At 52.7% G+C, this 24,037-nt stretch carries 24 protein-coding genes; 10 read left to right on the top strand and 14 right to left on the bottom strand.

What is annotated here, in order from left to right:
- Nucleotides 1-271: 271 nt before the first annotated feature.
- On the bottom strand, nucleotides 272-751 hold the full coding sequence (locus tag HOL66_08465; GenBank protein ID MBT5244266.1) for a GNAT family N-acetyltransferase: 480 nt from the start codon (nucleotides 749-751) through the stop codon (nucleotides 272-274).
- 211 nt (nucleotides 752-962) lie between these two features.
- Here HOL66_08465 and HOL66_08460 point away from each other — a divergent pair, with 211 nt between their 5' ends.
- The 6 genes from HOL66_08460 (at nucleotide 963) to HOL66_08435 (ending at nucleotide 5,955) form a co-directional block, all read left to right on the top strand.
- A complete protein-coding gene (locus tag HOL66_08460) occupies nucleotides 963-1,442 on the top strand; it encodes a 4Fe-4S dicluster domain-containing protein (protein MBT5244265.1) in 480 nt (159 codons plus the stop codon).
- 43 nt (nucleotides 1,443-1,485) lie between these two features.
- On the top strand, nucleotides 1,486-3,333 hold the full coding sequence (locus tag HOL66_08455) for an aldehyde ferredoxin oxidoreductase family protein (protein MBT5244264.1): 1,848 nt from the start codon (nucleotides 1,486-1,488) through the stop codon (nucleotides 3,331-3,333).
- Nucleotides 3,334-3,404: 71 nt separating this feature from the next.
- Complete coding sequence (locus HOL66_08450) at nucleotides 3,405-4,652, top strand: NAD(P)/FAD-dependent oxidoreductase (protein MBT5244263.1); 1,248 nt, start codon at nucleotides 3,405-3,407, stop codon at nucleotides 4,650-4,652.
- On the top strand, nucleotides 4,649-4,903 hold the full coding sequence (locus tag HOL66_08445; GenBank protein ID MBT5244262.1) for a MoaD/ThiS family protein: 255 nt from the start codon (nucleotides 4,649-4,651) through the stop codon (nucleotides 4,901-4,903). The genes HOL66_08450 and HOL66_08445 overlap by 4 nt, the downstream gene beginning before the upstream one ends.
- Nucleotides 4,904-4,906: 3 nt before the next feature.
- A complete protein-coding gene (locus HOL66_08440; protein ID MBT5244261.1) occupies nucleotides 4,907-5,197 on the top strand; it encodes a hypothetical protein in 291 nt (96 codons plus the stop codon).
- A gap of 476 nt (nucleotides 5,198-5,673) precedes the next feature.
- Nucleotides 5,674-5,955, top strand: a complete 282-nt coding sequence (locus HOL66_08435; protein ID MBT5244260.1) for a hypothetical protein — start codon at nucleotides 5,674-5,676, stop codon at nucleotides 5,953-5,955.
- Nucleotides 5,956-6,184: 229 nt separating this feature from the next.
- Here HOL66_08435 and HOL66_08430 read toward each other — a convergent pair whose 3' ends face one another.
- A complete protein-coding gene (locus HOL66_08430; protein MBT5244259.1) occupies nucleotides 6,185-6,619 on the bottom strand; it encodes a DUF411 domain-containing protein in 435 nt (144 codons plus the stop codon).
- 417 nt (nucleotides 6,620-7,036) lie between these two features.
- Between HOL66_08430 and HOL66_08425 the strand changes: the two genes are divergently transcribed.
- Nucleotides 7,037-9,457 carry an ABC transporter substrate-binding protein gene (locus tag HOL66_08425; protein MBT5244258.1) on the top strand — a complete coding sequence of 807 codons (2,421 nt, stop codon included), beginning with the start codon at nucleotides 7,037-7,039 and terminating at the stop codon, nucleotides 9,455-9,457.
- A 42-nt stretch (nucleotides 9,458-9,499) separates the two neighbouring features.
- Here HOL66_08425 and der read toward each other — a convergent pair whose 3' ends face one another.
- From der to HOL66_08405, 4 genes are all read right to left on the bottom strand, one after another.
- Entirely contained in the window at nucleotides 9,500-10,864 is a 1,365-nt protein-coding gene (gene der, locus HOL66_08420) for a ribosome biogenesis GTPase Der (protein ID MBT5244257.1), read from the bottom strand.
- A 12-nt stretch (nucleotides 10,865-10,876) separates the two neighbouring features.
- Nucleotides 10,877-12,220 (bottom strand): PQQ-binding-like beta-propeller repeat protein, encoded by a 1,344-nt coding sequence (locus HOL66_08415; GenBank protein MBT5244256.1) that lies wholly within the window; start codon nucleotides 12,218-12,220, stop codon nucleotides 10,877-10,879.
- Between the two features lie 37 nt (nucleotides 12,221-12,257).
- The gene (locus HOL66_08410) at nucleotides 12,258-12,920 is read right to left on the bottom strand and encodes a tetratricopeptide repeat protein (protein MBT5244255.1); all 663 of its coding nucleotides are present in this window, start codon (nucleotides 12,918-12,920) and stop codon (nucleotides 12,258-12,260) included.
- 75 nt (nucleotides 12,921-12,995) lie between these two features.
- Complete coding sequence (locus tag HOL66_08405; protein MBT5244254.1) at nucleotides 12,996-13,559, bottom strand: thioredoxin family protein; 564 nt, start codon at nucleotides 13,557-13,559, stop codon at nucleotides 12,996-12,998.
- Between the two features lie 229 nt (nucleotides 13,560-13,788).
- Here HOL66_08405 and HOL66_08400 point away from each other — a divergent pair, with 229 nt between their 5' ends.
- The 3 genes from HOL66_08400 (at nucleotide 13,789) to HOL66_08390 (ending at nucleotide 15,900) form a co-directional block, all read left to right on the top strand.
- Nucleotides 13,789-14,121: a hypothetical protein gene (locus tag HOL66_08400; protein ID MBT5244253.1), complete on the top strand. Its 333-nt coding sequence runs from the start codon at nucleotides 13,789-13,791 to the stop codon at nucleotides 14,119-14,121.
- Nucleotides 14,122-14,165: 44 nt separating this feature from the next.
- Nucleotides 14,166-14,873 carry a sel1 repeat family protein gene (locus HOL66_08395; protein ID MBT5244252.1) on the top strand — a complete coding sequence of 236 codons (708 nt, stop codon included), beginning with the start codon at nucleotides 14,166-14,168 and terminating at the stop codon, nucleotides 14,871-14,873.
- 145 nt (nucleotides 14,874-15,018) lie between these two features.
- Complete coding sequence (locus HOL66_08390; GenBank protein MBT5244251.1) at nucleotides 15,019-15,900, top strand: OmpA family protein; 882 nt, start codon at nucleotides 15,019-15,021, stop codon at nucleotides 15,898-15,900.
- Between the two features lie 54 nt (nucleotides 15,901-15,954).
- Here the strand turns inward: HOL66_08390 and HOL66_08385 are convergent, their stop codons facing one another.
- The 8 genes from HOL66_08385 to HOL66_08350 all read right to left on the bottom strand — a co-directional run bounded on the left by HOL66_08385 (nucleotide 15,955) and on the right by HOL66_08350 (nucleotide 24,037).
- On the bottom strand, nucleotides 15,955-16,260 hold the full coding sequence (locus tag HOL66_08385; GenBank protein MBT5244250.1) for a DUF3253 domain-containing protein: 306 nt from the start codon (nucleotides 16,258-16,260) through the stop codon (nucleotides 15,955-15,957).
- 11 nt (nucleotides 16,261-16,271) lie between these two features.
- Nucleotides 16,272-16,898 (bottom strand): MarC family protein, encoded by a 627-nt coding sequence (locus HOL66_08380; GenBank protein ID MBT5244249.1) that lies wholly within the window; start codon nucleotides 16,896-16,898, stop codon nucleotides 16,272-16,274.
- A gap of 2 nt (nucleotides 16,899-16,900) precedes the next feature.
- Entirely contained in the window at nucleotides 16,901-18,079 is a 1,179-nt protein-coding gene (locus HOL66_08375) for an iron-containing alcohol dehydrogenase (protein MBT5244248.1), read from the bottom strand.
- An 11-nt stretch (nucleotides 18,080-18,090) separates the two neighbouring features.
- A complete protein-coding gene (locus HOL66_08370) occupies nucleotides 18,091-19,482 on the bottom strand; it encodes an aldehyde dehydrogenase family protein (protein MBT5244247.1) in 1,392 nt (463 codons plus the stop codon).
- 22 nt (nucleotides 19,483-19,504) lie between these two features.
- Entirely contained in the window at nucleotides 19,505-20,872 is a 1,368-nt protein-coding gene (locus tag HOL66_08365; GenBank protein MBT5244246.1) for a glutamine synthetase, read from the bottom strand.
- A gap of 96 nt (nucleotides 20,873-20,968) precedes the next feature.
- On the bottom strand, nucleotides 20,969-22,015 hold the full coding sequence (gene dctP / locus HOL66_08360) for a TRAP transporter substrate-binding protein DctP (GenBank protein MBT5244245.1): 1,047 nt from the start codon (nucleotides 22,013-22,015) through the stop codon (nucleotides 20,969-20,971).
- A 163-nt stretch (nucleotides 22,016-22,178) separates the two neighbouring features.
- Nucleotides 22,179-23,501 carry a TRAP transporter large permease subunit gene (locus HOL66_08355; GenBank protein MBT5244244.1) on the bottom strand — a complete coding sequence of 441 codons (1,323 nt, stop codon included), beginning with the start codon at nucleotides 23,499-23,501 and terminating at the stop codon, nucleotides 22,179-22,181.
- The gene (locus HOL66_08350) at nucleotides 23,498-24,037 is read right to left on the bottom strand and encodes a TRAP transporter small permease subunit (protein ID MBT5244243.1); all 540 of its coding nucleotides are present in this window, start codon (nucleotides 24,035-24,037) and stop codon (nucleotides 23,498-23,500) included. Before HOL66_08350 ends, HOL66_08355 begins: the two co-directional genes overlap by 4 nt.

Raw genomic sequence — 24,037 nt, 5'->3', positions numbered from 1 at the left:
TTGAACCGGCCTCAGCCTGCTTCAAAATAGCGATGATCTGGCTGTCAGAATAACGTGATTGTTTCATGTTGAATCTCCTCAAAAAACATTACGAGAAAATTCTACTCATTTGTACCGCTAAAAATTGGGAGCATTACCCTAGCAAGTACAATCAGACGCGTTGGTATATGTATCATATTCTCATGATCATATACTAGTTAGTGTAGAATTCAATGTACGATAGATATATTAAAGAGAGTAATTTCTGGATTTTAGCATTGTAAATTGATGATCATTTTATGAGTTCAAGTGACAACAGGGTCACTTCCTTGGTTCCGCCTTCGGTTTGCTGGGTGCCGACGGGGGTAAAGCCAAAGCGCTGGTGGAAAGTCATCGATTGCGGGTTCGCAGGCCGGGTATTGACTTCACAGGTCAGGCGCGGCGTGTGGCTGCGGGCACTTTCGATAATGTCCTTGTAAAGAAGGCTGCCCAGCCCCTGACCACGGGCACTTTCGGAAATAATGATGCGGTCTATATAATAAAAATCGTCAAAAGCGTCAGAGAACCAGCGATAATTGTCGCTGCCATAATCAAGTCCTGGCTTAAGTCCGATCAGGAAACCGTCAAGATCGCCAATGACCTTGAAATAGGCGGCCTGCTCAAGAAAGCGCTCCATATCACCAATGTCCAGGGCGTTGACGTGGGGCAGGGCCGTCTGATTGAGGGCAAGAATGCTGGCAAGATCATCGGGGAGGGCGTTTCTTATTGTCATGATCATTAAGGCCGATGGATAAAGGGACGTCGATATCGTCCTGATTATACCTAAATAGCCGCTTTTTTCCCTCGCATTTTTAATCTTTTCCGCACTGTGAATAACATCACAGAATTTGTGGTTGCGTCGATGGTGTTAAAGAGTGCTAAATGTTGGCTATAATGCCCGAAAGTAACGGGCACGTTCTAATACCCGACTGGGAGAGTTTCGTATGGTTAAGGTCCTCCACATTGATGCTGGTGAATGTACCAGTTGTCATCAGTGCGAGATGGCATGTAGTTACCATCATGAGGGGGTTTTCAATCCATCCAAATCCCGCATCAAAATTTTCAATTTCAAGGAAACAGGCCGCAATGTGCCCTATGTCTGCACCCAATGTGCTGACGCCTGGTGCTTACAGGCCTGTCCTGTTGATGCGATTTCGGTTAACGGCGGAACCGGTGCCAAAGAAGTATCGGCAACGCTGTGCGTTGGCTGCAAGGTTTGCACCATCGCTTGCCCGTTCGGCACCATCAACTACAATTCTGAATCCACGAAAGTCGACAAGTGCGATTTGTGCGGGGGTGATCCTGACTGCGTCAAGGTCTGCCCAACCCCGGCCCTGACGTTTATCGAGGCGGATCAGGCAGGCATGGACAAGATGCGCCACTGGGCTGAAAAAACCGACGCCGGAAATCAGGCGACGAGTTAAAACAAAGAAATAATACTGGCTACAATCAAGGGAGGTTTTAGAAATGGCTTGGACAAATAATGTATTGAGAGTGAACCTGACGGACGGGACGTGCGCAAGCGAACCGTTGAATACGGAGTGGGCAAAAAAATATCTTGGTTCACGCGGCCTTGCGACAAAATATTATGTCGAAGAATGCGATCCCAAAGTTGATCCTCTGTCGGCTGACAATAAGCTGATCTTTGCTACCGGCCCGCTGACCGGCACCGCTGCGCCAACGTCTGGCCGCTGGACCGTCATCACCAAGGGACCGTTGACAGGTGCTATCGCGTGTTCCAATTCCGGCGGCTTTTTTGGCGCTGAATTGAAGAACGCCGGCTGGGATATGGTCATCTTTGAAGGCAAATCGGCTGGTCCGGTCTATCTGGATATCAACAACGACAAAGCTGAACTTAAAGACGCTTCGTCGATGTGGGGTAAGTCAGTATGGGACACCGAAGACATGCTCCGTGAAGCCTGCGGCGATAACGACATCCGCTGCGCCTCCATCGGTCAGGCCGGTGAATCTCAGGTTTTGTTTGCAGGTGTTGTTAACGACAAGGATCGTGCCGCTGGCCGTTCCGGCGTTGGCGCGGTAATGGGATCGAAGAACCTTAAAGCGGTTTCCTGTCGTGGTACGACGGGCACCCAGGTTGGTGATCCGATGGCCTTTATGCAGGCTACTGGTGCCTGTAACCAGATTCTGGCTGACAACCCTGTCACCGGTGAAGGTCTTCCGACCTACGGTACCCAGGTTCTGATGAACGTCATTAACGAAACCGGAGCGCTTCCGACCCATAACGCCAGCGATGTGCAATTCGATGGTGCATCAAAGATCGGTGGCGAAGCGATGACCGAACCGCGCGAAAGCGATGGCAAGGCAAACCTGGTTTCCAACGCGGCTTGTTTTGGCTGCCCGATCTCGTGCCAGCGTCGTTCGCAGATGGACCCGAACCATTTCTCGGTCGCGGGCCAACCGAAATACCATGGCAACGAGGGTGGTCTGGAATATGAAGCCGCCTGGGCATTGGGCGCGGCGACAGGCGTTCAGGATCTTGAAGCCCTAACCTATTGCAACTACATCTGCAACGAGTACGGCATGGACCCGATTTCTCTGGGTTCGACCGTCGCCGCGGCGATGGAACTGTATAAGCTCGGCGCGATTACAGATGCCGATACTGGCGGTTTGGCGCTTGAATTCGGTTCTGCCGAAGCGTTGTGCAAGATCTGCGATCAAACCGGCTTGGGTGAAGCCTTTGGCAAGGAAATCGGCCAGGGTTCACGCCGTATGTGCGAAAAATACGGCCATCCTGAACTTTCAATGACGGTCAAAAGCCAGGAGTTCCCGGCCTACGATCCGCGCGGTATTCAGGGTATGGGCCTGACCTACGCCACATCCAACCGTGGTGCCTGCCATCTTCGCAGCTACACGGTGGCATCTGAAGTTCTGGGTATCCCCGAAAAGACCGATCCGCTGACCTCTGACGGCAAGGCTGGTCTGGTGATGGCGTTCCAGGATGCGACGGCTGCCTTTGATGCTGCCGGCATCTGCATCTTTACGTCATTTGCTTTGACCCTGGATGACGTAGCACCGATGGTTAATGCCGATCTGGATGGCGAATGGTCTTCAGAAACGTTGGTCGAAGTTGGCGAACGGATCTGGAATCTGGAGCGCAAGTTCAACATGGACGCGGGCTTCACCGCAGCCGACGACACCTTACCCGCACGCTTGCTTAAAGACGCGGCCAAGACTGGCCCGGCGAAAGGCAAGGTCAACGAGTTGGGCAAGATGTTGCCTGAATACTACGAGCTTCGTGGGTGGACGCCTGAAGGCGTTCCGTCCAACGAGACTCTCAGCCGCCTCGACCTTTAGAGGTTGCTCACAGAACGCCCCCACACCCTTGGATAAGGGGTGTGGGGGATTCTTTTTTGAGGTAGGTACAAATGCAATACGTGATTGTTGGCGCTGGACCTTCCGGTGTCACCGCAGCCGAAACCTTGCGCAGCGCCGACCCTGACGCCACGGTGGTGCTGGTTGACGGGGAAAAAGACCCGCCGTATGGCCGCATGGCGATCCCTTACTTCCTGACTGGCAAGGTGTCCGAAGAAGGGGTTTACCTGCGCAAAGCCGAAAATCATTTTGAAAACCTTGGCATCAAATACATTCAGGCCCGGGCGAAGAGCGTCAGCCATGACGACAACACCCTGACCCTTGATTCCGGCGAAACTGTCGCCTTCGATAAAATGCTGGTGGCCACTGGATCACACCCGATCAAGCCGCCGATCAAGGGACTGGACCGTCCAAATATTCATCATTGCTGGACCCTGGAAGATGCCCGCAATATTGTGGGCATTGCCGGGCAAGGCGTGGATGTGGTGTTGATGGGGGCTGGTTTCATCGGCTGTATCATCATGGAAGCGCTGGCCCTGTCCGGGGCCAACCTGACGGTGGTCGAGGCTGAAGACCGCATGGTTCCCCGGATGATGGACCAGAACGCCGGTAACATGATAAAGGACTGGTGCATTGAGAAAGGGGTCAATGTGCTGACCTCGGCCAGGGTCGATTCTGTTGGCGAAGCGGCTGGCAAACTTGCTGTCCATGTGAACAATGGCGACGTCATTAATGCTGATCTGGTGGTGGTTGCCACCGGTGTTCGTCCCAATGCGGATTTTCTTGATGGCAGCGGTGTCGAGATCGATGCCGGTATCAAGGTCGATAACCATCTGAAATCCAGCGTCGATAATATCTATGCCGCAGGCGACGTCGCCCAGGGGCCGGATTTTTCGACAGGCGACTGGTCGGTGCACGCCGTGCAGCCCACAGGCGTCGAGCATGGACGCATCGCCGCCATGAACATGGCCGGGAAGCAAATTGACTATCGGGGCAGCCTGAATATGAATGTGCTCGACACACTTGGGTTAATTTCGTGCTCCTTCGGCCTTTGGCAAGGGGCTGAAGGCGGCGACAGCGCGACCATGCTGGACCAGGAAAATTACCGCTACACGCTGCTCAATTTTGATGGCGATCTGCTGGTAGGGGCCTTGATGATCGGCCGTACCGACGGTATCGGGGTGATCCGCGGGCTGATTCAGACGCGGGTCAATCTGGCCTCGTGGAAAGAACGCCTGATGACCGATCCCAATCGCTTTATTGAGGCCTATATTGACTGTACGCGGGGCGAAGGCTCGTGAAGATTTCTCTCAAGCTCTATGCAGCACTTGGTAAGCATCTTCCCGATCACGCGGTGCGCAACGAGGCAGAGGTGGAAGTCAATTCAGGGATCACCCTTGAAGGTATTCTGAAAGATCATGACGTACCGTTGGAACACTGCCACCTTGTCCTCGTCAACGGGCACTATATCGCCCCCAGCGAACGCGGTGAAAAAGTTCTTGAAGATGGTGACGCCCTTGCGGTGTGGCCACCAGTGGCGGGGGGGGGGTAAGAGATGAGTAGCGATGTCGTCATTGAAAAGGAAATGGGGATCTCCCACGCCGAATTTTTTCGCAACATCCCGCGTGTCATGGGGGACGAATTTGACCTGCTAGCCGACCGGGTGATCTTGGAAGGCGATGGTAAAAGTCTGGAAATTTCCATTTCAGAACAAAGCGAGCGCCGCATCGCCCTGTTCGTCCTGCCGGTTACCCACGTCACCCTGACGTTCAAGGGCTATAGCGAGACCGACGTAACAAAAACAATAGCAGCCTTCGACCGAGCCTTTCAGCGCGGCGGGGGCTAGGTCTCGACAAAATAAAGCCGCCACCTTCGGTTTCGCGTCATCTGAACCCGTGGTCCAATAAACCCGAAAAAATCGGCATTCCTGAAGACAATGCCTGCTTTGGAGCCTGAGACAGACGTAATTCTGTGTACTTGGGAACGCTTGTTTTTAGCCAAAATGTAGACATTCGTATATGTTGTGGATCATATTTGAAGTAAGTTGTTTTGGTACATTTCCCTCATATGCTTTTAAGGTGATGACACATATCTTCTAGTAAAGTGCATTCCACACCACTCCAGTTTCCCGACTTGCCGACTGAAATGAGGCAGGTTCATGAAGCATGGGTTAAGGCCAAAGGGAGGAATATAGGGCCATCCCGAAGAGATTTTGATCTTCTTTTTATCCCTTTGAGATCGATCCCCTATTCTTCAGTCACTGACTATTCCACTGACAAGGATGAGTTCATTATCCGGTTTTTTGGGACCGGGCTGGTTGGCTTGGACGGTGATGAAATGACAGGGAAAAATTTATTAGATACTCCCCATGCCGGTTTGCGGAATATTCTGAATAATCTTTTTCGCAAAGTCGTGACTGAAAAACGAGAAAATTTTTCTGAGGTTCAGTTCATTTCTTTGTCAGGAGTTCAACGTATGTCGATAACGGCCCGTTGGCCGTTATCTGAGAATGGCAATGATGTTACGGGTGTCTTGTCAGTTGTTCACCCCATGGAGAACATTAGGAAACTCAGTGAAATACTTGCTGGGAAAGCCACCGAGTGAACCAGACGTTCAAGGGATACAGCGAGGCCGACGTAACAAAAACAATAGCAGCCTTCGACCGCGCCTTTCAGCGCGGCGGCGGCTAGGTCTCGACAAAATACAACCGCCACCTTCGGTTTCGCGTCATCTGAATCTGGGGGCCAAGATACCCGAAAAGATCTGCATTCCTGAAGATACTGTCTGCTTTAGAGCCTGAAACAGACGTAATTCTGTGTGCTTGGGAACGCCATCAGTACTGGGCGTAGACTTCCGTCGAGCCGTCTGACTGGAACAGCATCACATTGTAGGTATCTGTGTAGCGGCCCTCCATACCCGGCGAACCTGCGGGCATTCCCGGGACCGCAAGACCCATGGCCTTGGGGCGCTCAGTTAGCAATCGATTGATCTCGCGCAACGGTACATGACCTTCGATGACATAACCGTCAATCAGGGCCGTGTGGCAGGATTCCATTTTCCACGGGGTGCCGTATTTCTCTTTTATGTCACCCATATTGTTGACGGCATATACCTCAACTGAAAAACCGGCGGCACGCATATAATCGGCCCATTTAGAGCAACATCCGCAGGACGGGTTCTTGTAGACGACGACTTCCTTGGCCATTGCCGGTGAGGAATTGATTAACAGGAAGCCACCGGCTATTGCAGCACCTCCAAGAGCGAGCATTACGCCTCTGCGAGAAAGCGTAGCCCTTTTTTCGGATGCTCCTTCTGAGTGGATTGCCGGATGGGCTGCTTTCCCATTCGTTTCTTTACGCTTTCTTGTCATGACACCTATACCTGCCTGAAAGATGAAGGGGATTCAGCCACTCTAGTGCGATCATTAGGAACATTTGTCCGCGTCTTCCGCATTGACTTAGGTCACAAGGGCACATTTGGATACAAAATCAATAAAGGTCTGCTCATGGTCCTTTCCGGACTAAATCGCCAGCCATAAATGACTTCCGTTAACCGTAGAAAAAGTGAACATTATCAAATAGTTGCTAGAACTTCAGCTATTTGCCAAAAGCGGAAGTTTAATATTCAGACCGGCGTATGGAGCCATCTGCACAATTTTTTTATTAACCTAAAATGACACAGGTCAATGCAACTAATCCGAAACGCGGGGAGCTTAAATCTACGCTCCACCACCATCCTTAAAAAACGCAGAGGGGTGTTTGGTTTGCCTATCGCCCGGAAAAAGCTGTGGCTGCTTATTGTTGCCGTTTTGGTTCTGCTGGTCTCACCAACCAATGCGGCGGACAAGGTAACTTTGCAGCTGCGATGGGACCACCAGTACCAGTTTGCCGGTTATTATGCGGCCAAGTGGCAGGGTTATTATGCCGACGTTGGCCTGGACGTGGAAATTAGGCCTTCATTCACCAAGGATTGGAAATATCTTAAAGCCAGCGAGGAAGTTGCAACCGGTCGGGTCGAATTCGGCGTTACTGCAAGCGATCTTCTTTCTTCCAGTAAGACGGATGCTTCCTTTGTAGTGCTGGCATCCATATTTCAGGAAAGTCCTCTCATCGTTTATGGACTGGTGAATACCAAGCTGGATTCACCTTCTGATCTAAAGGGGCTGAATTTAGGAATGTTCTCGCGGGGAAATATTGGGGAAACCGAGATCAGAGTAATGATGGCGAAGGTCGGCCTGGACCCGGAACGCGATTTTCCAAACATCACAATTATTAAAAATGGATTTAAGGATATTACCGACGGTCAAGTGGACGTGGCCGTAGGTTATACCCTGGACACTCATTGGTTTGAAAACTCGGCAAGTCAAATTATCAACACCCTCAAACCTTCAACTTACGGGATTGAATTCTATGGTGACACCCTTTTCACCCGCCGCTCTCTCATCGAACAGAAGCCGGAATTGGTCAAGGCGTTTGTCGAGGCCAGCATCAAGGGTTGGCGCTACGCCCTTACTCATGGCATTGAGATTGCCGACCGCATCTCAAGTGATCTGCCTCGAAAAGTTCCGGTATCAGACCTCAAAGCCTTCAATCGTTTCCAGATCGATCCCGTAAAACAACTTACGCATTTCCCCGTAATTCCTCTTGGTCAGAACGATCCCCAGCGATGGCGCAATATTCACGCCTCTATGAAAACTGCCGGCGTGGTCTTTGGAACTCCGCCTGGAGACGACTTCATTTTTGATCCGCAACGGGAAGCGGATAAACGTCTACAGATCTGGACCGTTGGACTATTGATTTTTGTAATCTTCGTCGCGGGTGCGGCGGTTATCGCCTGGATCATCACCTTGCGCCGGGCCGTTGCCAATCGCACCGCTGAAATCAAAGCTAATGAAGAAACGTTATTTTTCATTTCTCAACGCGGATGGGAAAAGTCTGGAGGAAATTTTTTTGACAGCCTAGTTACTTATCTTGGCAAAACCCTGGACGTTGATTTTGTCTTCGTTGATGTCCTGAGCGCTAACGAGAAGGTGGCTCGAACGGTTTCGCTCTATGCGCTCGGGAAGTTTCCCGGCAATATTGAGTATGACCTTGAGTGGACGCCTTGCGAAAATGTCATCGGAAAAAATCTCTGTTGTTACCCAGAACGGATCAAGGAGTTGTTTCCGAAAGACAAATTGCTGGTAGACATGGGCGCCGAAAGCTATGTCGGCATTCCACTTTGGGATTCCAAAAGAAAACCAATTGGTCTGATCGCTGTTATGGACCGTAAGCCTCTGCCTAACCCGCAGCGCATTAAGTCTATTTTGCAACTTGTTGCGGCACGTACGGCCCAGGAACTTGAGCGCGCGCAAATTGAAGAAAACCTGACGTCCGCCAAGGCTGAGGCCGAGCAAGCCAATCAGGCCAAGTCCGAGTTCCTGGCATCTATGAGCCATGACCTTCGTACCCCTCTAAACGCGATTTTGGGTTTTAGCGATATGATGAGGGAGAAAACCTTCGGGTCTCTAGGCGACCCACATTACGAGAGTTATGCCAACGACATCTATGACAGCGGGACACTTCTTGTCAGTCTTATCAACGATATCCTCGACCTGTCAAAAATTGAAGCGGGTAAATATGAGTTGGTAGAAAAGCCTTTGGATATCCTCAAGTTGATCCAAACCAGTTTTCGGCAGTTGAAAAAAATTGCAGAAACATCCAATCAAACTTTATCTACCTGCGTGCCTCCTGAATTTCCGGCTATTCGTGGTGATGAAAGGGCGTTAATCCAGATTTTTAACAACCTTCTGTCCAATGCCATCAAATTCACTCCTAATAGCGGGAAGATAGATGTCGAAGCCTCGTTGGATAAAGACAACAGTATTGTAATCAGCGTTTCGGACACGGGCATCGGCATGTCGGAATCCGGTAAAATCAAAGCATTGCAGCCTTTTGAGCAAGCGGATGGCTTGCATTCCAGGAGGCATGAAGGCACCGGCTTGGGCCTTCATCTTTGCGTCAATTTGATGAAACTGTTTGGCGGCACTCTTAATATTGAAAGCGAGGTTGATAAAGGCACGACAGTTATTCTTCGTTTTCCGCCTGAGAGAACGGTGGTGTCTTGAAAGGGGGATTGTGAAATGTCGAAAATCCGTTTTTCCTCAGCTTCAATCCGCGTACGGGTTCTTGCCCTTTTTTGTGTGCAGGCGGATGGGAATGCCGGGCAGGTCGAAGTCTTCGCGCAGGGCGTTAACCAAATAACGATTGTATGATTCCGGAAGCCCTGTAGGCCTACTGGCGAAAACAACGAAGGTGGGGGGGCGGGTTTTGGCCTGGGTCATGTAGCGAAGACGAATGCGCTTGCCGCTGGAAAGCGGCGGCGGGTGGTGGTCGAGAATACCATCGAGCCAACGGTTTAACGCCCCGGTCGAGATTCGCTTATTCCAAAGTTCGTAAATATTCAGGACGGCGGGCAGCAGGCGGTCAATGCCGCGCCCGGTTTTCGCCGACATGGTAATAATCGGAATGCCGCGGGCCTGTGGCAGCGATGTCTGCAAGCGGTCAGTTAATTTGGCCAGGGTCTTTTTACTGTCTTTCACCAAATCCCACTTATTGACGGCGATGACCAGGACCCGGCCTTCCTCGACAACCCGCCGGGCAATGGTCAGATCTTGTTTTTCCATCATATCGGCGCTATCGAGCACCAGCACCACGACCTGAGCGAATTTAATGCTGCGAATGGAATCACCTGTCGACAGGCTTTCAACCTTTTCGGTAACCCGCGCTTTTTTACGCAAGCCCGCGGTATCGACCAGTCTTATTTCGCGTCCCTGAAAATCCCATTTGGTGGTAATGGAATCTCGGGTGATGCCAGCCTCGGGTCCGGTCAACATCCGTTCCTCGCCGAGCAGTTTGTTGACCAGGGTCGATTTGCCGACGTTGGGACGGCCGACGATGGCAAGGCTGATAGGGCGGGTGCTATCATCACCATCATCATCGGCGTAATCATCGGATTCTTCAAAACCACTGTTATCGCGTTCGCCGGCGTAGGGCAGCAAGGCATCGTAAAGCTCGCTTAAGCCTTCACCGTGCTCGGCAGAAAACGCCAGTGGTTCGCCAAGGCCCAATCCGTAAGATTCTGCCAGTCCCGGCATTCCGGCTTTTCCTTCGCACTTGTTGGCGACCAGAATAAGCGGCACACCTTGCTGGCGTATCCATTTGCCAAAATGACTGTCAAGCGGTGTCACCCCGGCGCGGGCGTCGATCAGCATCAGGGCGACGTCGGCTTCCTCGAGGGCCAGGGTTGTCTGGTTGCGCATACGAGCCTCAAGGGAATCATCCATGGCGTCTTCGAGACCTGCCGTATCGATTACGGAGAATTTCAGGCCTGAAATCCCACCTTCTCCCTGCCGACGATCACGCGTGACACCCGGCGTGTCATCAACAATAGCCAACCGCTTTCCAACCAGACGGTTAAAAAGGGTCGATTTGCCGACATTGGGTCGGCCGACGATGGCAACGGTGAAACTCATGGTTCGTTCAGGTTATTGATAAGCAACCAGGTCGGCGTTATCAGCAAGAAAGAAGACGCGGCCCCCGGCAATGATCGGCGGTACGGATATTCCCGATGGCATGTCAATCTTGCCCATGATGCGCCCGTCATATGGTGATACAGCATAAACTTCGCCAATGGAGCTTGAGATGATCAGCCTGTCGCTGGCAAGCAGCGGACCGTTCCAGACAATCGGGAAATCCCGGGTTTCGGGATCTTCGTATTGAGGTAACGTCCGGACCCAGTGTACGGAGCCGGTTTCACGGGAAATGGCTGCTATTTCAGCATCATTGGTTAATAAGAAGATATAGTCCCCGGCGACCCAGGGGCTGGACAAGCCACCGATTTCCTTGTCCCAAATGCGTCTGCCACTGCGCAGATCGATGGAAACCATCAAGCCGCCATGGGAAATGGCGAAAACCCGGCCACGGTCGATGATGGGGCGGCCCCGAATATGGGAAAGAGCCGAAACAACATCCGTACGGCGGGTCGTGGTCAAAGACTGGCTCCACAACACGCGACCATTTTCCACCTTCAGGGCGACCAGTTCGCCCGAAGCAAACGGGGCAACGACGACACCACTATCGACGGCCGGGCTTGCTCCGCCCAGCAAACTGGCGATTTTCGATATACCGGCGAAGGTCCATAATTCTTCGCCTGTGGCGCCGTTCAGGGCGTACATGCGGCTATCGACCGTAATGGCGAAAACCCGTCCACCCCGCGCCGTAGGCGCCGTGCGCATGGGGCCAGCCAGGGATTTACGCCATAATATTTTGCCGCTACCCGCGTCCAGTGAAATGACCTGCGCAAAACCGGTGGTGACGTAAATTTTGCCATCCTCGTAGGCCAGTCCACCACTGATATGGTCGTCATCTTCTTCATCCGGGGTCAGGGACGTTCGCCACAACTGCTTTCCTGACTTGGCGTCAAAGGCACTGACGTTTGAACCCGTGTCCATAGCATAGGCACGACCACCTGCGACGATCGGGGATCCGATCAACCTGATGGCTTCGTCTGCGCCATCACCAACATCGGCGGACCAGGCAAAACCCAGATTATCGCTGATCGCAATATGGTGCATGGCGTGGTTGGCATAACCGCCAGCCTGGGGCCAATCCGTATTGGGCGAGGGGGCTGGAAGAAGAATTTCTTTTTCGGCAAATTCAGGGTCTGGATTTAGGGAGCGCCGGTGTTTCAAAACAGAAATGCGTTCACCAGGAAGTGGTATTTTTACTTCATCACCAAAAATTCCACCTGGTCCGGTCAGGGATTCACAGCCACCAAGCAGCAGCAGACCTGCGACAATCGCTGTGCTGCCTATGGTTCTGATGCTCATTATGTTGGTTTTCTTAACAGCCATGTCTCAGTTCCCTTTATTCGGCTAAAGCTGCCAGCATTTCTCCGGCTCGCTGACGGATGCCCTGGGGCGCCGTGGCGTCTTCCGATAACGCCTTAAACAGTTCACGCGCCTTGGCTTTGTCGCCAGCTTGCTGGGCGACAACCGCCATCAATTCCCGGGCACTGTGCTGCCAGGGGTTTTCACTCGCCGATAATGGCGTCAGACGGTCTGTCAACGCGGCGCTGTCTTCGCCATTGTTGAGGCGCGAAATGGCGCCAAGAAGTACGGCCAAATCACGATAGACTGATTGAAGGGAGCTGTCGCCCGCCAGTTTGTCGTAAGCGGCAATGGCGCCGCCATCATCTCCCTGATCGGCCATCAGGGCGGCGGCGTTAAATCCGGAAAGCATCTGATAGCCGGCACCGGCTTCACTGTTGAAGATATTCAAGGCATCAAGGGCTGCTTCTCCATTGCCATCCTGGGCCAGGCGAAGGGATGCTGCAAAGCGCTCACCCTGCTGGCCCCGATTGGAAATATCGTAACTTTCCCAGGCTTTGTAGCCGGCGACGGTGGTGACAACGAGAACTGCCCCTACAACAAAAATCCTGCCGTAACGTTTCCACAGCTTGGCGAACTGCTCCTGACGCAGTTCATCGTCTATTTCGCGGAATATGCCTTCTTCAATTGGCTCGGCCACGTCTTCTCTCCAAAATTCAGATTGTCAGCTTGAACTGACCAAAATATCCCCCTGCCACAAGGAAGGCAAATACGCTTATTCGTTTTCGTTAATCCATTTTATCGAGCAACCCATGGAAGGGATTTGCTCTGCCGGTCCTTGACCGGTTTCAATAACCTGTTTCATCGCTTCAAGCAGATCGCGACGGGCGTCCACTGGTCCCGGGTCTTTCTTTGATGAATCGAGGCGTCCCCGATATTGCAGGCCCATATCCTTATCAAAACCAAAGAAATCGGGTGTGCAAACAGCGTCGTAGGCGCGGGCGGTTTGCTGACTTGGATCAATGACGTAAGGGAAAGTGAAGCCATTTTCCCGGGCGACGGTTTTCATGTTTTCAAATGAATCTTCCGGATAGTCAGTCGGATCGTTGGACATGATGGCAATCACGCCAATTCCGCAGGTCTGCAATTCCTTTGCATCACGGACAAGACGATCCAGGATCGCCTTCACATAGGGGCAATGGTTGCAGATGAAAATGACCAGGACACCGTTTGGTCCCGAGACATCCTTAAGGCTATAAGTTTTACCGTCCACCCCCTCAAGGGTGAAGTCCGGGGCTTTCCAGCCAAAATCGCAAATCGGGGTCTCAAGGGACACCATGACGTATTATTACCTGACAAATTTATCCAATTGGAGCCCTTGATTAGACAATATTGTGCGATCAATCAAGGAAAGCCCGTCCGTTCATTTGTTCTGTCTGACACGCAACGGGCAATAAATTGATAACCAGTTGTTTTAAAAGAAAAAAATCAGCTGCCTCTGTTAACCCGGTTTTAACCGAAAAGGCGCACTATCTGTTAGCACATTGGTATCAGGAGTTATTCGGACGATGCGCGCACTTTTTGCCGCTTTCATTTTATTCTCGCTTGGGGCCTGCACCTCATTGTTCTCACCGATCAGTGCTGTTGAAGGTGTAAGCGCCGTTAGTACGGGCAAGACATTCAGCGACCATATCGTTTCCTATGCCAGCGGTAAGGATTGCTCGACTGTGCGGACAAACAATGGCCGTACCTACTGTCAGGAAAATGAACCCAATCCGAAGCCCAAGGTCTGGTGTTACCGGACAATCGGCAAGCCTGTCTGTTACGACAGGCCTGATCCCTATCAGGGGAATCAGCGCAAGATGGGAGATAACGACCATAATCTGGACACCGCCCCATAAGGTTGATTCCCATCGCCCCTGTCATGCTTTAAGCTACTCTTCCAATGGTTCGATTTATCTTTCTTTTTATCTTGTTGATCGCCGCAGGTGGCGCCGGCTCCTGGTTTATTAGCGGTCAGGTCAATAAGTATACCGGTGCTCAGATGCCGGTTGAAATCCGTACCTTGCTGTCCCGTGCAGGGGCCGGTGACGTTAATGCTGAATATAAACTTGGTGAAGCCTATCGATTGGGTGCGGGGTTGGAGAAAGATATTCCCCAGGCATTCAAATGGTACGGCAGGGCCGCTGAGCAGGGACATAGCGGGGCCCAGTATAAACTGGGACTGATTTATCAGACCGGTGAAGGCATCAAGCAAAATATGGGGCGTGCAGCCGAATGGTACAGGTTGGCGGCAAATCTTGGCCGGTTGCCGGAAGCACAGTTTGCCATGGGGCAGTTGTCTTTTCTGGGCCAGGGCGTCTCCCAGGACTATGTCGAAGCTTTCAGTTGGTACGAAAAAGCCGCTCGTCAGGGCCACCATGTCGCCCAACATGTGCTTGGCGCAATGTATGAGGAAGGATGGGCCGTCGAGCGGGATTATATCGAAGCCTACAAATGGTACACCCTGGCGATACCCGGTCGTGAACAGGCCATGGCCGTCAATCGTATTTATGATCCTGTGCGGGCACGCAAGTATCTGATTGAAAAAATGAACAAGTTTCAGATCGGCAGGGGCAAGCAGTATGCAAAGGAATGGCGTAAAAAACCCTAATAGTTCTCATTTACATTGAAAAAGTTATAAACTCTCCCCACAATGAATATTATAAACTCTCCCCACAATGAATAAATGCATGGAAGAGCAATAAAGATTGCTCGCCATGGCCTATAAAAATCAATGAAACCCCGAGGGAAGTTCTATGAAAAAACCAATTCAATTATTGACAGCTTTATTCGTCGCCGCTCTTGTTTCGGCCTGTGCGGCATTTGATTATGACTTGGCTATGGTAGAGAGTCAGGCAACGTCAGGGGATAATTTCAAAGACGCCTTGCACAAGGAATACCTGATGCTCGCCCGTGAAGAAGACAAAGAAGATGACTGGGAAGACGCAGCCTTCTTTGCCGACCGGGCCAGCCAAGCAGCTGGCGGGGCCGATTTTCCACCACAGATGATTTCTGACCGGCAAATCCCTGCCGCCAACGTCAAGGAAATGAGTTTTGCTCGTTCCAGCGTTATCAATGCCCTGGCGACAGAAAAGAATGGCTTCTTTGCCGCTCATGTCGCACGCGCCCAGGCCAAATTTGATTGCTGGTTGCAGGAGCAGGAAGAAAACACCCAGCCTGAAGATATTGCCAAATGCCGTTCGGATTTTGAAGAAGCGATGGGCTTAATTATGGTCAAGGCCATACCAGCCCCGACGCCTGAACCGGCCCCGGCCCCGGCCCCGAAACCCATGAAGCCGGAAACCAGAACCTATACAATCTACTTCGACCATGACAGTTCCGCCCTGGGTCATATGGCCAATATTGCAATCGCCAATGCCATTAAAGAGGCCAAGAGCACCAATCCGAAACTTGTTCAGGTTGGAGGTCATGCCGATACCACCGGTGATCAGGTTTATAACAACGCGCTTTCTGACCGTCGTGCCAAGGCCGTTGCGAAGAAACTCGTTGAAGGTGGTTTGACGAAGAAGAAACTGGTCAAAACATCGATGTTTGGTGAAGATTTCACCGCTGTTAATACCGGCAACAACGTTAACAACCGCGGCAATCGCCGGGTTGAGATCAAGTTGAAATACTAATCGTTTCGACAATTGCTTAAAAGACGGCGGTTCCTAAATCGGGGCCGTCGTTTTTTATTGCGGCAGGCGCATCTTGACGATGCCCTTGAAATCTTTGGGGTCGACCGCTTCCCCCTTGCGGGTGATTTCGATGCGTCCGTTTTTGGCCAGATGAACGGCTTGTTGCTTAACAGCGTTCAAATAGCGCCGCCACAGGTTGGGGCCGTCTTTTGGCTTCGCCCGTTCTTTGGCGATGCTGCGGGCGACATCCTGGAATGTCGGATTAGCACCACCGGCAACAGCATCAAGAATGGCGACGACGACAGGATCGTCAACCTTGACCTCTGGGGCCTCTTCATTTTCTTCGGGTGTGTCAGTCATGGGGCGGATGTTTAGCCCAACAGGCCGCTCGAAGCAATGCCGTCGAAGATAAATTGTACCGCCAGCGCCGCCAACAGCACCCCGACGACGCGGGTGATGACGTTAAGGCCGGTGACGCCGAGGATTTTCTGGATGCGTCCGGCCATTAGCAACATAATAAGGGTGACAACAAGAACGGCGATGATCGCCCCGACGACGGCGATTTCCCGGTGCCAGTCACCATGGACCTGGGCCATCAACAGAATAACCGCCCCCATGGTTCCCGGCCCGGCAATCAGCGGCGTTGCCAGGGGGAAAACGGAAATGTCGTTCTTGTGTCCGGCTTCTTCGGTTTCGTCATCGGTGGTTGAGGTGCCGCCCGATGTTCTTGCGAACACCATGTCGATGGAAATGAGCAACAGAAGGATACCGCCAGCGGTTCGCAAGGCAGGCAATCCGATGCCAAGGCTGGTCAGGACCGCATTGCCGAAAATGGCGAAGACAAGAAGAATCGTGGCGGCGATCAGGGTCCCCTTAAGCGCCATAACCCGGCGCTGTTTGGGTGATGTTCCCGGCGTTAAGGCCGCAAACAGGGCGGCTACGTCAACCGGGCTGATGGTTGCAAATAAAGTGGTAAAAGCAAGCAGCGCTGTTTCCAGGTTCAACCAATGCGTCCTTCCATTGCCGCCTCGTACATCTTCTTCATATCCGCAGGGCCGACTTTGATCGGGTTGCCACCGGCTGTTGGATCGTTGGCCGCCATTTCCGCCAATTCATCAAGGCGGTTTTCCTCAACACCAATCTCACGGGCCGTGTGGGGAATATCAAGTGACTTTCTGAATTCCAGTGTCCACTCCATAATGCCGTCGAAGGAGGAATTTTTGAGGCCCAGATATCGGGCCAGACGATTCATGCGCTTGGATATGGCGTCGCGGTTGAAATCCATGACATAGGGCATGAAGACAGCGTTGGCCAATCCATGGTGGGTGTCGTACACAGCGCCGACAGGGTGGGCCAGGGAATGGATAGCGCCCAGACCCTTCTGGAAGGCTGTTGCGCCCATGGACGCCGCGCATAACATGTTGGCCCGGGCGGTCAGGTTTGATCCGTCCTCGACCGCTACGGGCAGCCAATCCTTGACCAGTCGCATCCCTTCGACAGCAACGCCTTCGGCCATGGGGTGATAGCCGGGCGCGCACAGGGCCTCAAAGCAATGGATAAAGGCGTCCATGCCGGTTGCTGCGGTAATGTGGGGCGGTAGACCAGCCGTCAGTGCCGGGTCGGAAATAACAATGCCCGGCATCATCATGGGGTGGAAGATAACCTTCTTTGTATGGGTTTCTTCATTGGTGATAACACCAGCACGTCCAACTTCCGAACCGGTGCCCGACGTGGTTGGCACGGCAACAATGGGGGCGATGCCGGCTTCGGTGGCGCGGGTCCAGTTGTCGCCTATATCTTCAAAATCCCACATGGGGCGGCTTTGGCCAGCCATGAAGGCGACAACCTTTGCGGCGTCCAAAGCACTGCCACCACCAAAAGCGATAACGCCATCATGATCACCGTCGCGGAAAACCTTGATGCCGTCTTCAACGTTCTTGCTGACCGGGTTAGGTTGAACATTGCTGAACAGGCCTGTCGGCATTCCGGCAGCCTCGTTAGCCTTGATTGCGTCTGCGACCATGGGCAGGGCGGCCAGGCCGGGGTCGGTGACCAGCAAGGGCCGTTTCATGCCGAGCGCCTTACAGGCATCGGCCAGTTCGGCAATACGACCAACGCCGAAACGAACGGCGGTGGGAAAGTTCCAGTTGCCAGTCAAGGCAGAGGCATCATTTGTCATCGCAGGTTTCCTTAAAGAGCAGTTTTCAAATGGAAAGATTTGGGGCGGGTCAGATGGTCATATCCAAGGGCTGAAAGAGTACAGCCGCGACCGGAATTCTTGACCCCGGTCCAGGCCAGGGCCGGGTCCAGATAGTCACAGCGGTTCATAAACCAGGTGCCGGTGTTGACCTGATCGCCAATCGCCGCTGCCGCATCGACATCACTGGTGAAGACACAAGCGGTTAAACCATAAGGACTGTCGTTCATCAGGGCGATGGCTTGCTCGTCGGAAGACACCTTCATAATACCAACCACGGGGCCGAAACTTTCTTCCATCATCACTTCCATGGAATGATCGACATCGACCAGCACCTGTGGGGCAAGGTAGGGGCTTTCCTCGGCGTGGGCCGGAAACAAAGCCGGATCAATCAGGGCCTTGGCCCCGGCGGCGATGGCGTCTTTTATCTGGCCGCGTACATATTCGGCGGCGCCGGTCCGGACCATGGGGCCGATGGTGGTTTCGGGATCAAGCGGGCTCCCCAATTTGTATGTTCTGACCAAGGCGGCGGCGCCCTCGACGAAGGCGTCATAAACATCTTCGTGGACATAGATGCGTTCAATGCCACAGCACGATTGGCCGGAATTAAAGAAAGCGCCGTCAACAAGGGTTTCGATGGCGTGGTTCAGGTCGGCGTCGGGGCGAACGTAGCCCGGGTCTTTGCCGCCCAGTTCCAGGCCAACACCGATAAAGCGGCCGGCGGCGGCTTCCTCGACCATCTGGCCACCGGGAACAGAGCCTGTAAAGGCGACGAAATCAATTTCATCGGCCTTGATGACGACTTCGGTGTCGGCATGGTTCAGGTGCAGGTATTGGAATATCCCTTGCGGCAGACCGGCACTTTCAAAAGCGGCTGCGATGCGTTCTGCGCACAGCGGCGTTTGCGCCGAATGCTTCATGATCACGGCGTTGCCAGCCATGATCGCGGGCATGAAGGCGTTAACCGCTGTCAGGTAAGGAAAGTTCCACGGTGCGATGACGAAGACGACGCCCAAGGGTTGGCGGCGGATGTAACGGGTAAAGCCCGGCTTTTCCTCAATGGCGATATCGGAAAGAGCCTCAGCTGCGATGGCAATCATATGGCGGGCCCGTTCTTCAAAGCCACCGACCTCGCCTGCGGCAAAGGCAATGGGACGGCCCATCTGCCAGCAAAGTTCTTCGGCGATGCCTTCTTTTTCGGCGACGAAGGCATCGACGGCTTTCTCGCATATTTTTGCGCGCTCACTGACGGGCATTCTGGCCCACTCAATCTGGGCGGTTTTGGCAGCGCTTAAGGCTCCTGCGATCATTTTGTCGTCGGCGTAGTCGCGCTCCACATAAAGCGAGCCGTCTACGGGGGTGATGGTGCGTAATGTTGATGCCATTGTCCTGGGTTCCACTTAAACGTTAGATAATTTCAAAATAACGATCCATTTCCCAATCGGTGATGTGCTTGCGAAATTCCCGTTCTTCCCATTCACGAGTTGCGGCGAAGTGATCGACAAAGGCATCCCCGAACAACGCGCGGGCCGGTTTGGATGCCTTCAGGCGTGCTGCCGCTTCATAAAGGGTCGCCGGAAGCCGTAATTTTTGCGGGAAGGATTGTTCGTAAGCATTGCCATCGACCGGTTTGGATGGTTCGACTTTATTCTCTATCCCCCATAAGCCCGCACCAATTGACGCCGCCAGGGCCAGGTAAGGATTGGTATCGGCTGCGGCGAGGCGGTATTCGACCCGTTGCGATTTTGCGCTGCCGGGAATGACGCGCAGGGCGCAGGTGCGGTTATCGATGCCCCAGCTGGCTTCCGTCGGGGCCCAGAATCCGGGGATCAAACGTGTATAGGAATTAACGGTAGGGGCAATCATTGCCAAAAGCTCAGGCGTCAGTTGTTGCTGGCCGCCCACAAAGTGGCGCATTTTGTCGCTCATGTTGTCAGGCTTTTTGGCGTCATAAAAAACGGATTTACCCTTTTTATCCTGTAGGGACATATGGATATGGCCGCTCTGGCCGGGCCAGTCAGGTGACCACTTGGCCATGAAGGTCGCCATCAGATCGACCTTCTGACACAAAATCTTGGTCATTGTTTTAAACAGGGCGGCCTTATCGGCAGAGGCGATGCCTTCGGACACACCAATGGCGGCCTCCATACAACCGGCTCCGGTTTCTTCGTGCAGGCCTTCGATTTCAAAATCCATAATTTTGGCGGTCTCGAGAATGTCAGTGTAAAGGTCCGACTGAACGGAATTGCGGATCATCGAGTAACCGAAGAAGCCTTCAGTTAAGGGTTTCATATCGCGATAATTCTTTTCGCGCACAGAATGGGGCGTTTCTTCAAAAACAAAAAACTCGAACTCCATTCCGGAAAATATTTTAAAGCCCATCTTGTCGGCTTTTTTCAGAACCTTGCGCAAGACGCCGCGTGGGCAGATTTCTTCGGCTTTATCCGAGAACTCACCAATGAACAGCAACATGCCGTCTTCCCAAGGTATTTCGCGGCAGCTTTCGGGTACAATGCGGGCCGGGGAGTCAGGGTAACCCGTATGCCAGCCCGTATAGGTGACGTTGTCGTATAGTTGGTCTTTTGAATCCCAGCCCAGAACCACGTCGCAAAATCCGAAACCACCATCAAGGGCGGAAAAGAATTTGGCTTTCGACATGTACTTGCCGCGCATGATGCCATCGACATCAAAGACACCAACTTTAACGTAATCAAGCTTCCGCTTATTGACGATTTTACGGGCGTCGGCGGCTGTTTTGACTTTCCTCGGGTCCATGACGGAATTCCTTATAATGTACTCTAGAAGGTATTTCCCCGGAGGATATTTAACCCCCGGGGAAAGTCTATAGCCAAGTTTCTTCTTTTTAAATCATCAGTAACGATACGGACGACCGGCTGCGGCCATCGTAGCGTTGTATTCCTTGAAGATGTTGACCACCTTTTCGGCAACCGGGCCAGAGGCGGCGACCTCATCCCAGAATTTCAGCGCTTCGGCTTCTACCGTTGCCCATTCTTCATCGGGGATAGAGGTCAACTTCAATTTGGTGCCTTTGGTGCGCAGATGCGCTTCGCCGCCCCAATACCAGTGCTGGCGATAGTAATGCGAGCTATCAAAGGCCAGCTGGACCATGGTCTTCAAGTGGTCAGGCAGATCATTCCAACGGCCCTGATTGGCGAAGAACGAACCGCACCATGCCCCTGAAATGTTGTTGGTCAGGAAGTAGTCGGTAACATCAGCCCAACCGACGGTGTAATCCTCGGTGATGCCTGACCAGGCGATGCCATCAAGCTCGCCGGTTTGCACGGCGACTTCAATGTCTTCCCAGGGAAGGGTTACAGGAACCACACCAAAGCGCGACAGGAACTTGCCGGCTGTCGGGAAAGTGAACACCCGTTTGCCTTTAAGATCATCGAGACTGCGGATAGGGGTCTTGGTGTTGAAGTGGCAAGGATCCCACGAGCCGGCGCTAATATGCTTAACGCCAACCTTGCTGTATTCCTCATCCCAGATTTTTCCCAGTCCGTACTGGTGGAAAAGCACCGGAACGTCGAGCGAATAGCGGGTCGCAAACGGGAAATAGCCACCGAACTGGGTTACAGCAGTAGGGGAAGCCATGGAATCATCATCGCTTTGCACTGCGTCAATGGTACCGTTTTGCATGGCCCGGAACAGTTCGCCGGTGGGAACCAGCTGATCACCATGATAAAGCTCAATGACCATCTCGCCATTGGCGGCCTTGTTGAAGTCATCAATGGCGGGTTTGATCACATGTTCAGCAAGTGCAGGCCCGGCATAGGTCTGCAAGCGCCATTTAATTGTTGAGGCAGCGTGAACATTGGGTGCGCTGAGTGTTGTCGCAGCAACTGCGCCGACCGACGCTGCCCCCGCCTTTTTTAGAAACTCTCTTCTTTTAGTCATTTTTTTGTCTCCCTTGGTTTGTACTGTTGACGGTGATTCACATTTATTTGATGTCGATTCCGGTGTAACGCAACATTCTGGAACAAACAGCGGCGGCCCTCCTGTGAATCCTTATCTTATCTGCCACCTTCCTCACGTTCTTTGATTTGCCTGCATTCATACATTATTTCCCGTAAAACTGATTTGGCAGCCACATGGCGATTTCAGGGAAGGCCATGACGAGCACAAGTCCAAAAATCATGATGCCCACAAAAGGGATGATGGACCTGTATATATCATTGAGCGTCACCTCTGGCGGCGCCATCGCCCGCATCAGGAACAGGTTGTAGCCAAATGGCGGCGTCATATAGGCGATTTGACAGGTGATGGTGTAAAGGACCCCGTACCAGATCAGGTCAAAACCCAGGGAACCAACCAGCGGAACGTATAAAGGCGCAACGATGACAAGCATCGCTGTGTCATCAAGAAACATGCCCATGAGCAGGTAGGAAAGCTGCATCATGATCAGGATTTCCCATGGCCCCAGCCCCATTTGGCCAATAAAGAAACCCTCGATAGCCTTGACCGCGCCCAAACCGTCGAATACGGCGCCAAATGCCATTGCCGCGACGATGATCCACATGAACATGCAACTAACGCCCAGGGATTTGCGGATGGTGTTTTCCATGACCTGGCGATTGAGCCGCCCCTTGACCAAAGCCGCAAGAGTGGCGGCCGTCGCGCCGACGGCAGAACTCTCAACCAGGCTGGTGACGCCCATCAGGAAAAGGCCCGTCATTGAAAAGAAAATCGCCAGTGGAACAATACCCGCCTTAAGCAGACGAAATTTTTCAGCCCAGCTGACCTGGCGTTCTTCTATCGGCAGGGCCGGGCCAAGCTCTGGCTGGATTTTACAGCGTATGACGATATAAATGATAAACAGACTGGCCATCATCAGGCCGGGGAACACACCGGCCATCCAAAGTTGACTGATCGGTTGGCGGGCGATCATGCCGTAAAGCACCAGGACGACGCTGGGCGGCACCAGAATGCCCAGCGAACTGCCAGCCTGGATAACGCCGGTCACCATAATCTTGTCGTAACCACGCTTCAGCAATTCAGGAAGGGCGATTGTCGCACCGATAGCCATGCCGGCGACACTCAGGCCGTTCATCGCTGAAATAACCACCATCAGGATGATGGTGCCGATTGCGAGTCCCCCATTCAAGGGGCCCATCCAGACATGGAACATTTTATACAGGTCGTCGGCGATCTTCGATTCAGACAGCATGTATCCCATGTAGATAAACATCGGCAGGGTTAGCAGCGGATACCATTTCATTAACTTCATGGCGGCGCTGAAACCCAACTGCGAGCCGCCAGTACCCCACAAGGCCATAGCCGCAATGACGGCAACGAAACCGATTGCCCCGAAAACACGCTGACCGGTCAGCAGCATCAGCATCATCAGCGAAAACATCAGAATGGCGATCATTTCGTAACTCATGATGCCGGACCTTCCGCCGGGCTTGGGCCGAAAATATCCAGCCCTTTGACTTGGGCCAGGTCCCTGAAGAAGGTGGCGATGGTTTGTAGCAACATCAGGGTGATGCCGAAGCTCATGATGATCTTGATCGGGGCCATGTACGGGGCCCAGGATGAATAGCTTTTTTCGCCGTAGAGCAGCGCGTACTGGGTGCTCGACAGTCCGCCGTAGAGCAACAAACCAAGATAGAAAATCAGGCAGATCGAAGTCAGGGTGTCAGTAAAGGCTTTTTTCTTGGGCGTTCCCATGCCGTAGAGGAGGTCCATCCGAACATGGTCTCCCAACTGCATGGAGTAGCCGCCACCCAGCATGTAATAAGCAACCATCAGGAATTGGGCTGTTTCCAGGGTCCACAGGACGGGAAGAAAGAAGGTCTTCATAATTGACGAATACAACAGCACGCCCAGCATGACGAAGATCAGATACATGGCAAACCGTCCGACCCGGTAGGTCACGGCTTCCACATATCGAACATATAAAACGACGGCGTTTGGCAT

This window comes from Rhodospirillaceae bacterium, assembly GCA_018662005.1.
Taxonomy (GTDB): domain Bacteria; phylum Pseudomonadota; class Alphaproteobacteria; order Rhodospirillales; family JABHCV01; genus JACNJU01.
Note: the sequence above shows the minus strand (reverse complement) of the source record. Positions and strands in the feature narration are given on the sequence as shown.

What these genes read in the sequence shown, in the direction of transcription:
- HOL66_08465 (MBT5244266.1), bottom strand. Translation starts at nt 751, where the DNA reads ATGACAATAAGAAACGCCCTCCCCGATGATCTTGCCAGCATTCTTGCC.
- HOL66_08460 (MBT5244265.1), top strand. Translation starts at nt 963, where the DNA reads ATGGTTAAGGTCCTCCACATTGATGCTGGTGAATGTACCAGTTGTCAT.
- HOL66_08455 (MBT5244264.1), top strand. Translation starts at nt 1,486, where the DNA reads ATGGCTTGGACAAATAATGTATTGAGAGTGAACCTGACGGACGGGACG.
- HOL66_08450 (MBT5244263.1), top strand. Translation starts at nt 3,405, where the DNA reads ATGCAATACGTGATTGTTGGCGCTGGACCTTCCGGTGTCACCGCAGCC.
- HOL66_08440 (MBT5244261.1), top strand. Translation starts at nt 4,907, where the DNA reads ATGAGTAGCGATGTCGTCATTGAAAAGGAAATGGGGATCTCCCACGCC.
- HOL66_08430 (MBT5244259.1), bottom strand. Translation starts at nt 6,619, where the DNA reads ATGCTCGCTCTTGGAGGTGCTGCAATAGCCGGTGGCTTCCTGTTAATC.
- HOL66_08425 (MBT5244258.1), top strand. Translation starts at nt 7,037, where the DNA reads ATGCAACTAATCCGAAACGCGGGGAGCTTAAATCTACGCTCCACCACC.
- der (MBT5244257.1), bottom strand. Translation starts at nt 10,864, where the DNA reads ATGAGTTTCACCGTTGCCATCGTCGGCCGACCCAATGTCGGCAAATCG.
- HOL66_08415 (MBT5244256.1), bottom strand. Translation starts at nt 12,220, where the DNA reads ATGAGCATCAGAACCATAGGCAGCACAGCGATTGTCGCAGGTCTGCTG.
- HOL66_08405 (MBT5244254.1), bottom strand. Translation starts at nt 13,559, where the DNA reads ATGGTGTCCCTTGAGACCCCGATTTGCGATTTTGGCTGGAAAGCCCCG.
- HOL66_08400 (MBT5244253.1), top strand. Translation starts at nt 13,789, where the DNA reads ATGCGCGCACTTTTTGCCGCTTTCATTTTATTCTCGCTTGGGGCCTGC.
- HOL66_08395 (MBT5244252.1), top strand. Translation starts at nt 14,166, where the DNA reads ATGGTTCGATTTATCTTTCTTTTTATCTTGTTGATCGCCGCAGGTGGC.
- HOL66_08390 (MBT5244251.1), top strand. Translation starts at nt 15,019, where the DNA reads ATGAAAAAACCAATTCAATTATTGACAGCTTTATTCGTCGCCGCTCTT.
- HOL66_08385 (MBT5244250.1), bottom strand. Translation starts at nt 16,260, where the DNA reads ATGACTGACACACCCGAAGAAAATGAAGAGGCCCCAGAGGTCAAGGTT.
- HOL66_08375 (MBT5244248.1), bottom strand. Translation starts at nt 18,079, where the DNA reads ATGACAAATGATGCCTCTGCCTTGACTGGCAACTGGAACTTTCCCACC.
- HOL66_08370 (MBT5244247.1), bottom strand. Translation starts at nt 19,482, where the DNA reads ATGGCATCAACATTACGCACCATCACCCCCGTAGACGGCTCGCTTTAT.
- HOL66_08365 (MBT5244246.1), bottom strand. Translation starts at nt 20,872, where the DNA reads ATGGACCCGAGGAAAGTCAAAACAGCCGCCGACGCCCGTAAAATCGTC.
- dctP (MBT5244245.1), bottom strand. Translation starts at nt 22,015, where the DNA reads ATGACTAAAAGAAGAGAGTTTCTAAAAAAGGCGGGGGCAGCGTCGGTC.
- HOL66_08355 (MBT5244244.1), bottom strand. Translation starts at nt 23,501, where the DNA reads ATGAGTTACGAAATGATCGCCATTCTGATGTTTTCGCTGATGATGCTG.
- HOL66_08350 (MBT5244243.1), bottom strand. Translation starts at nt 24,037, where the DNA reads ATGCCAAACGCCGTCGTTTTATATGTTCGATATGTGGAAGCCGTGACC.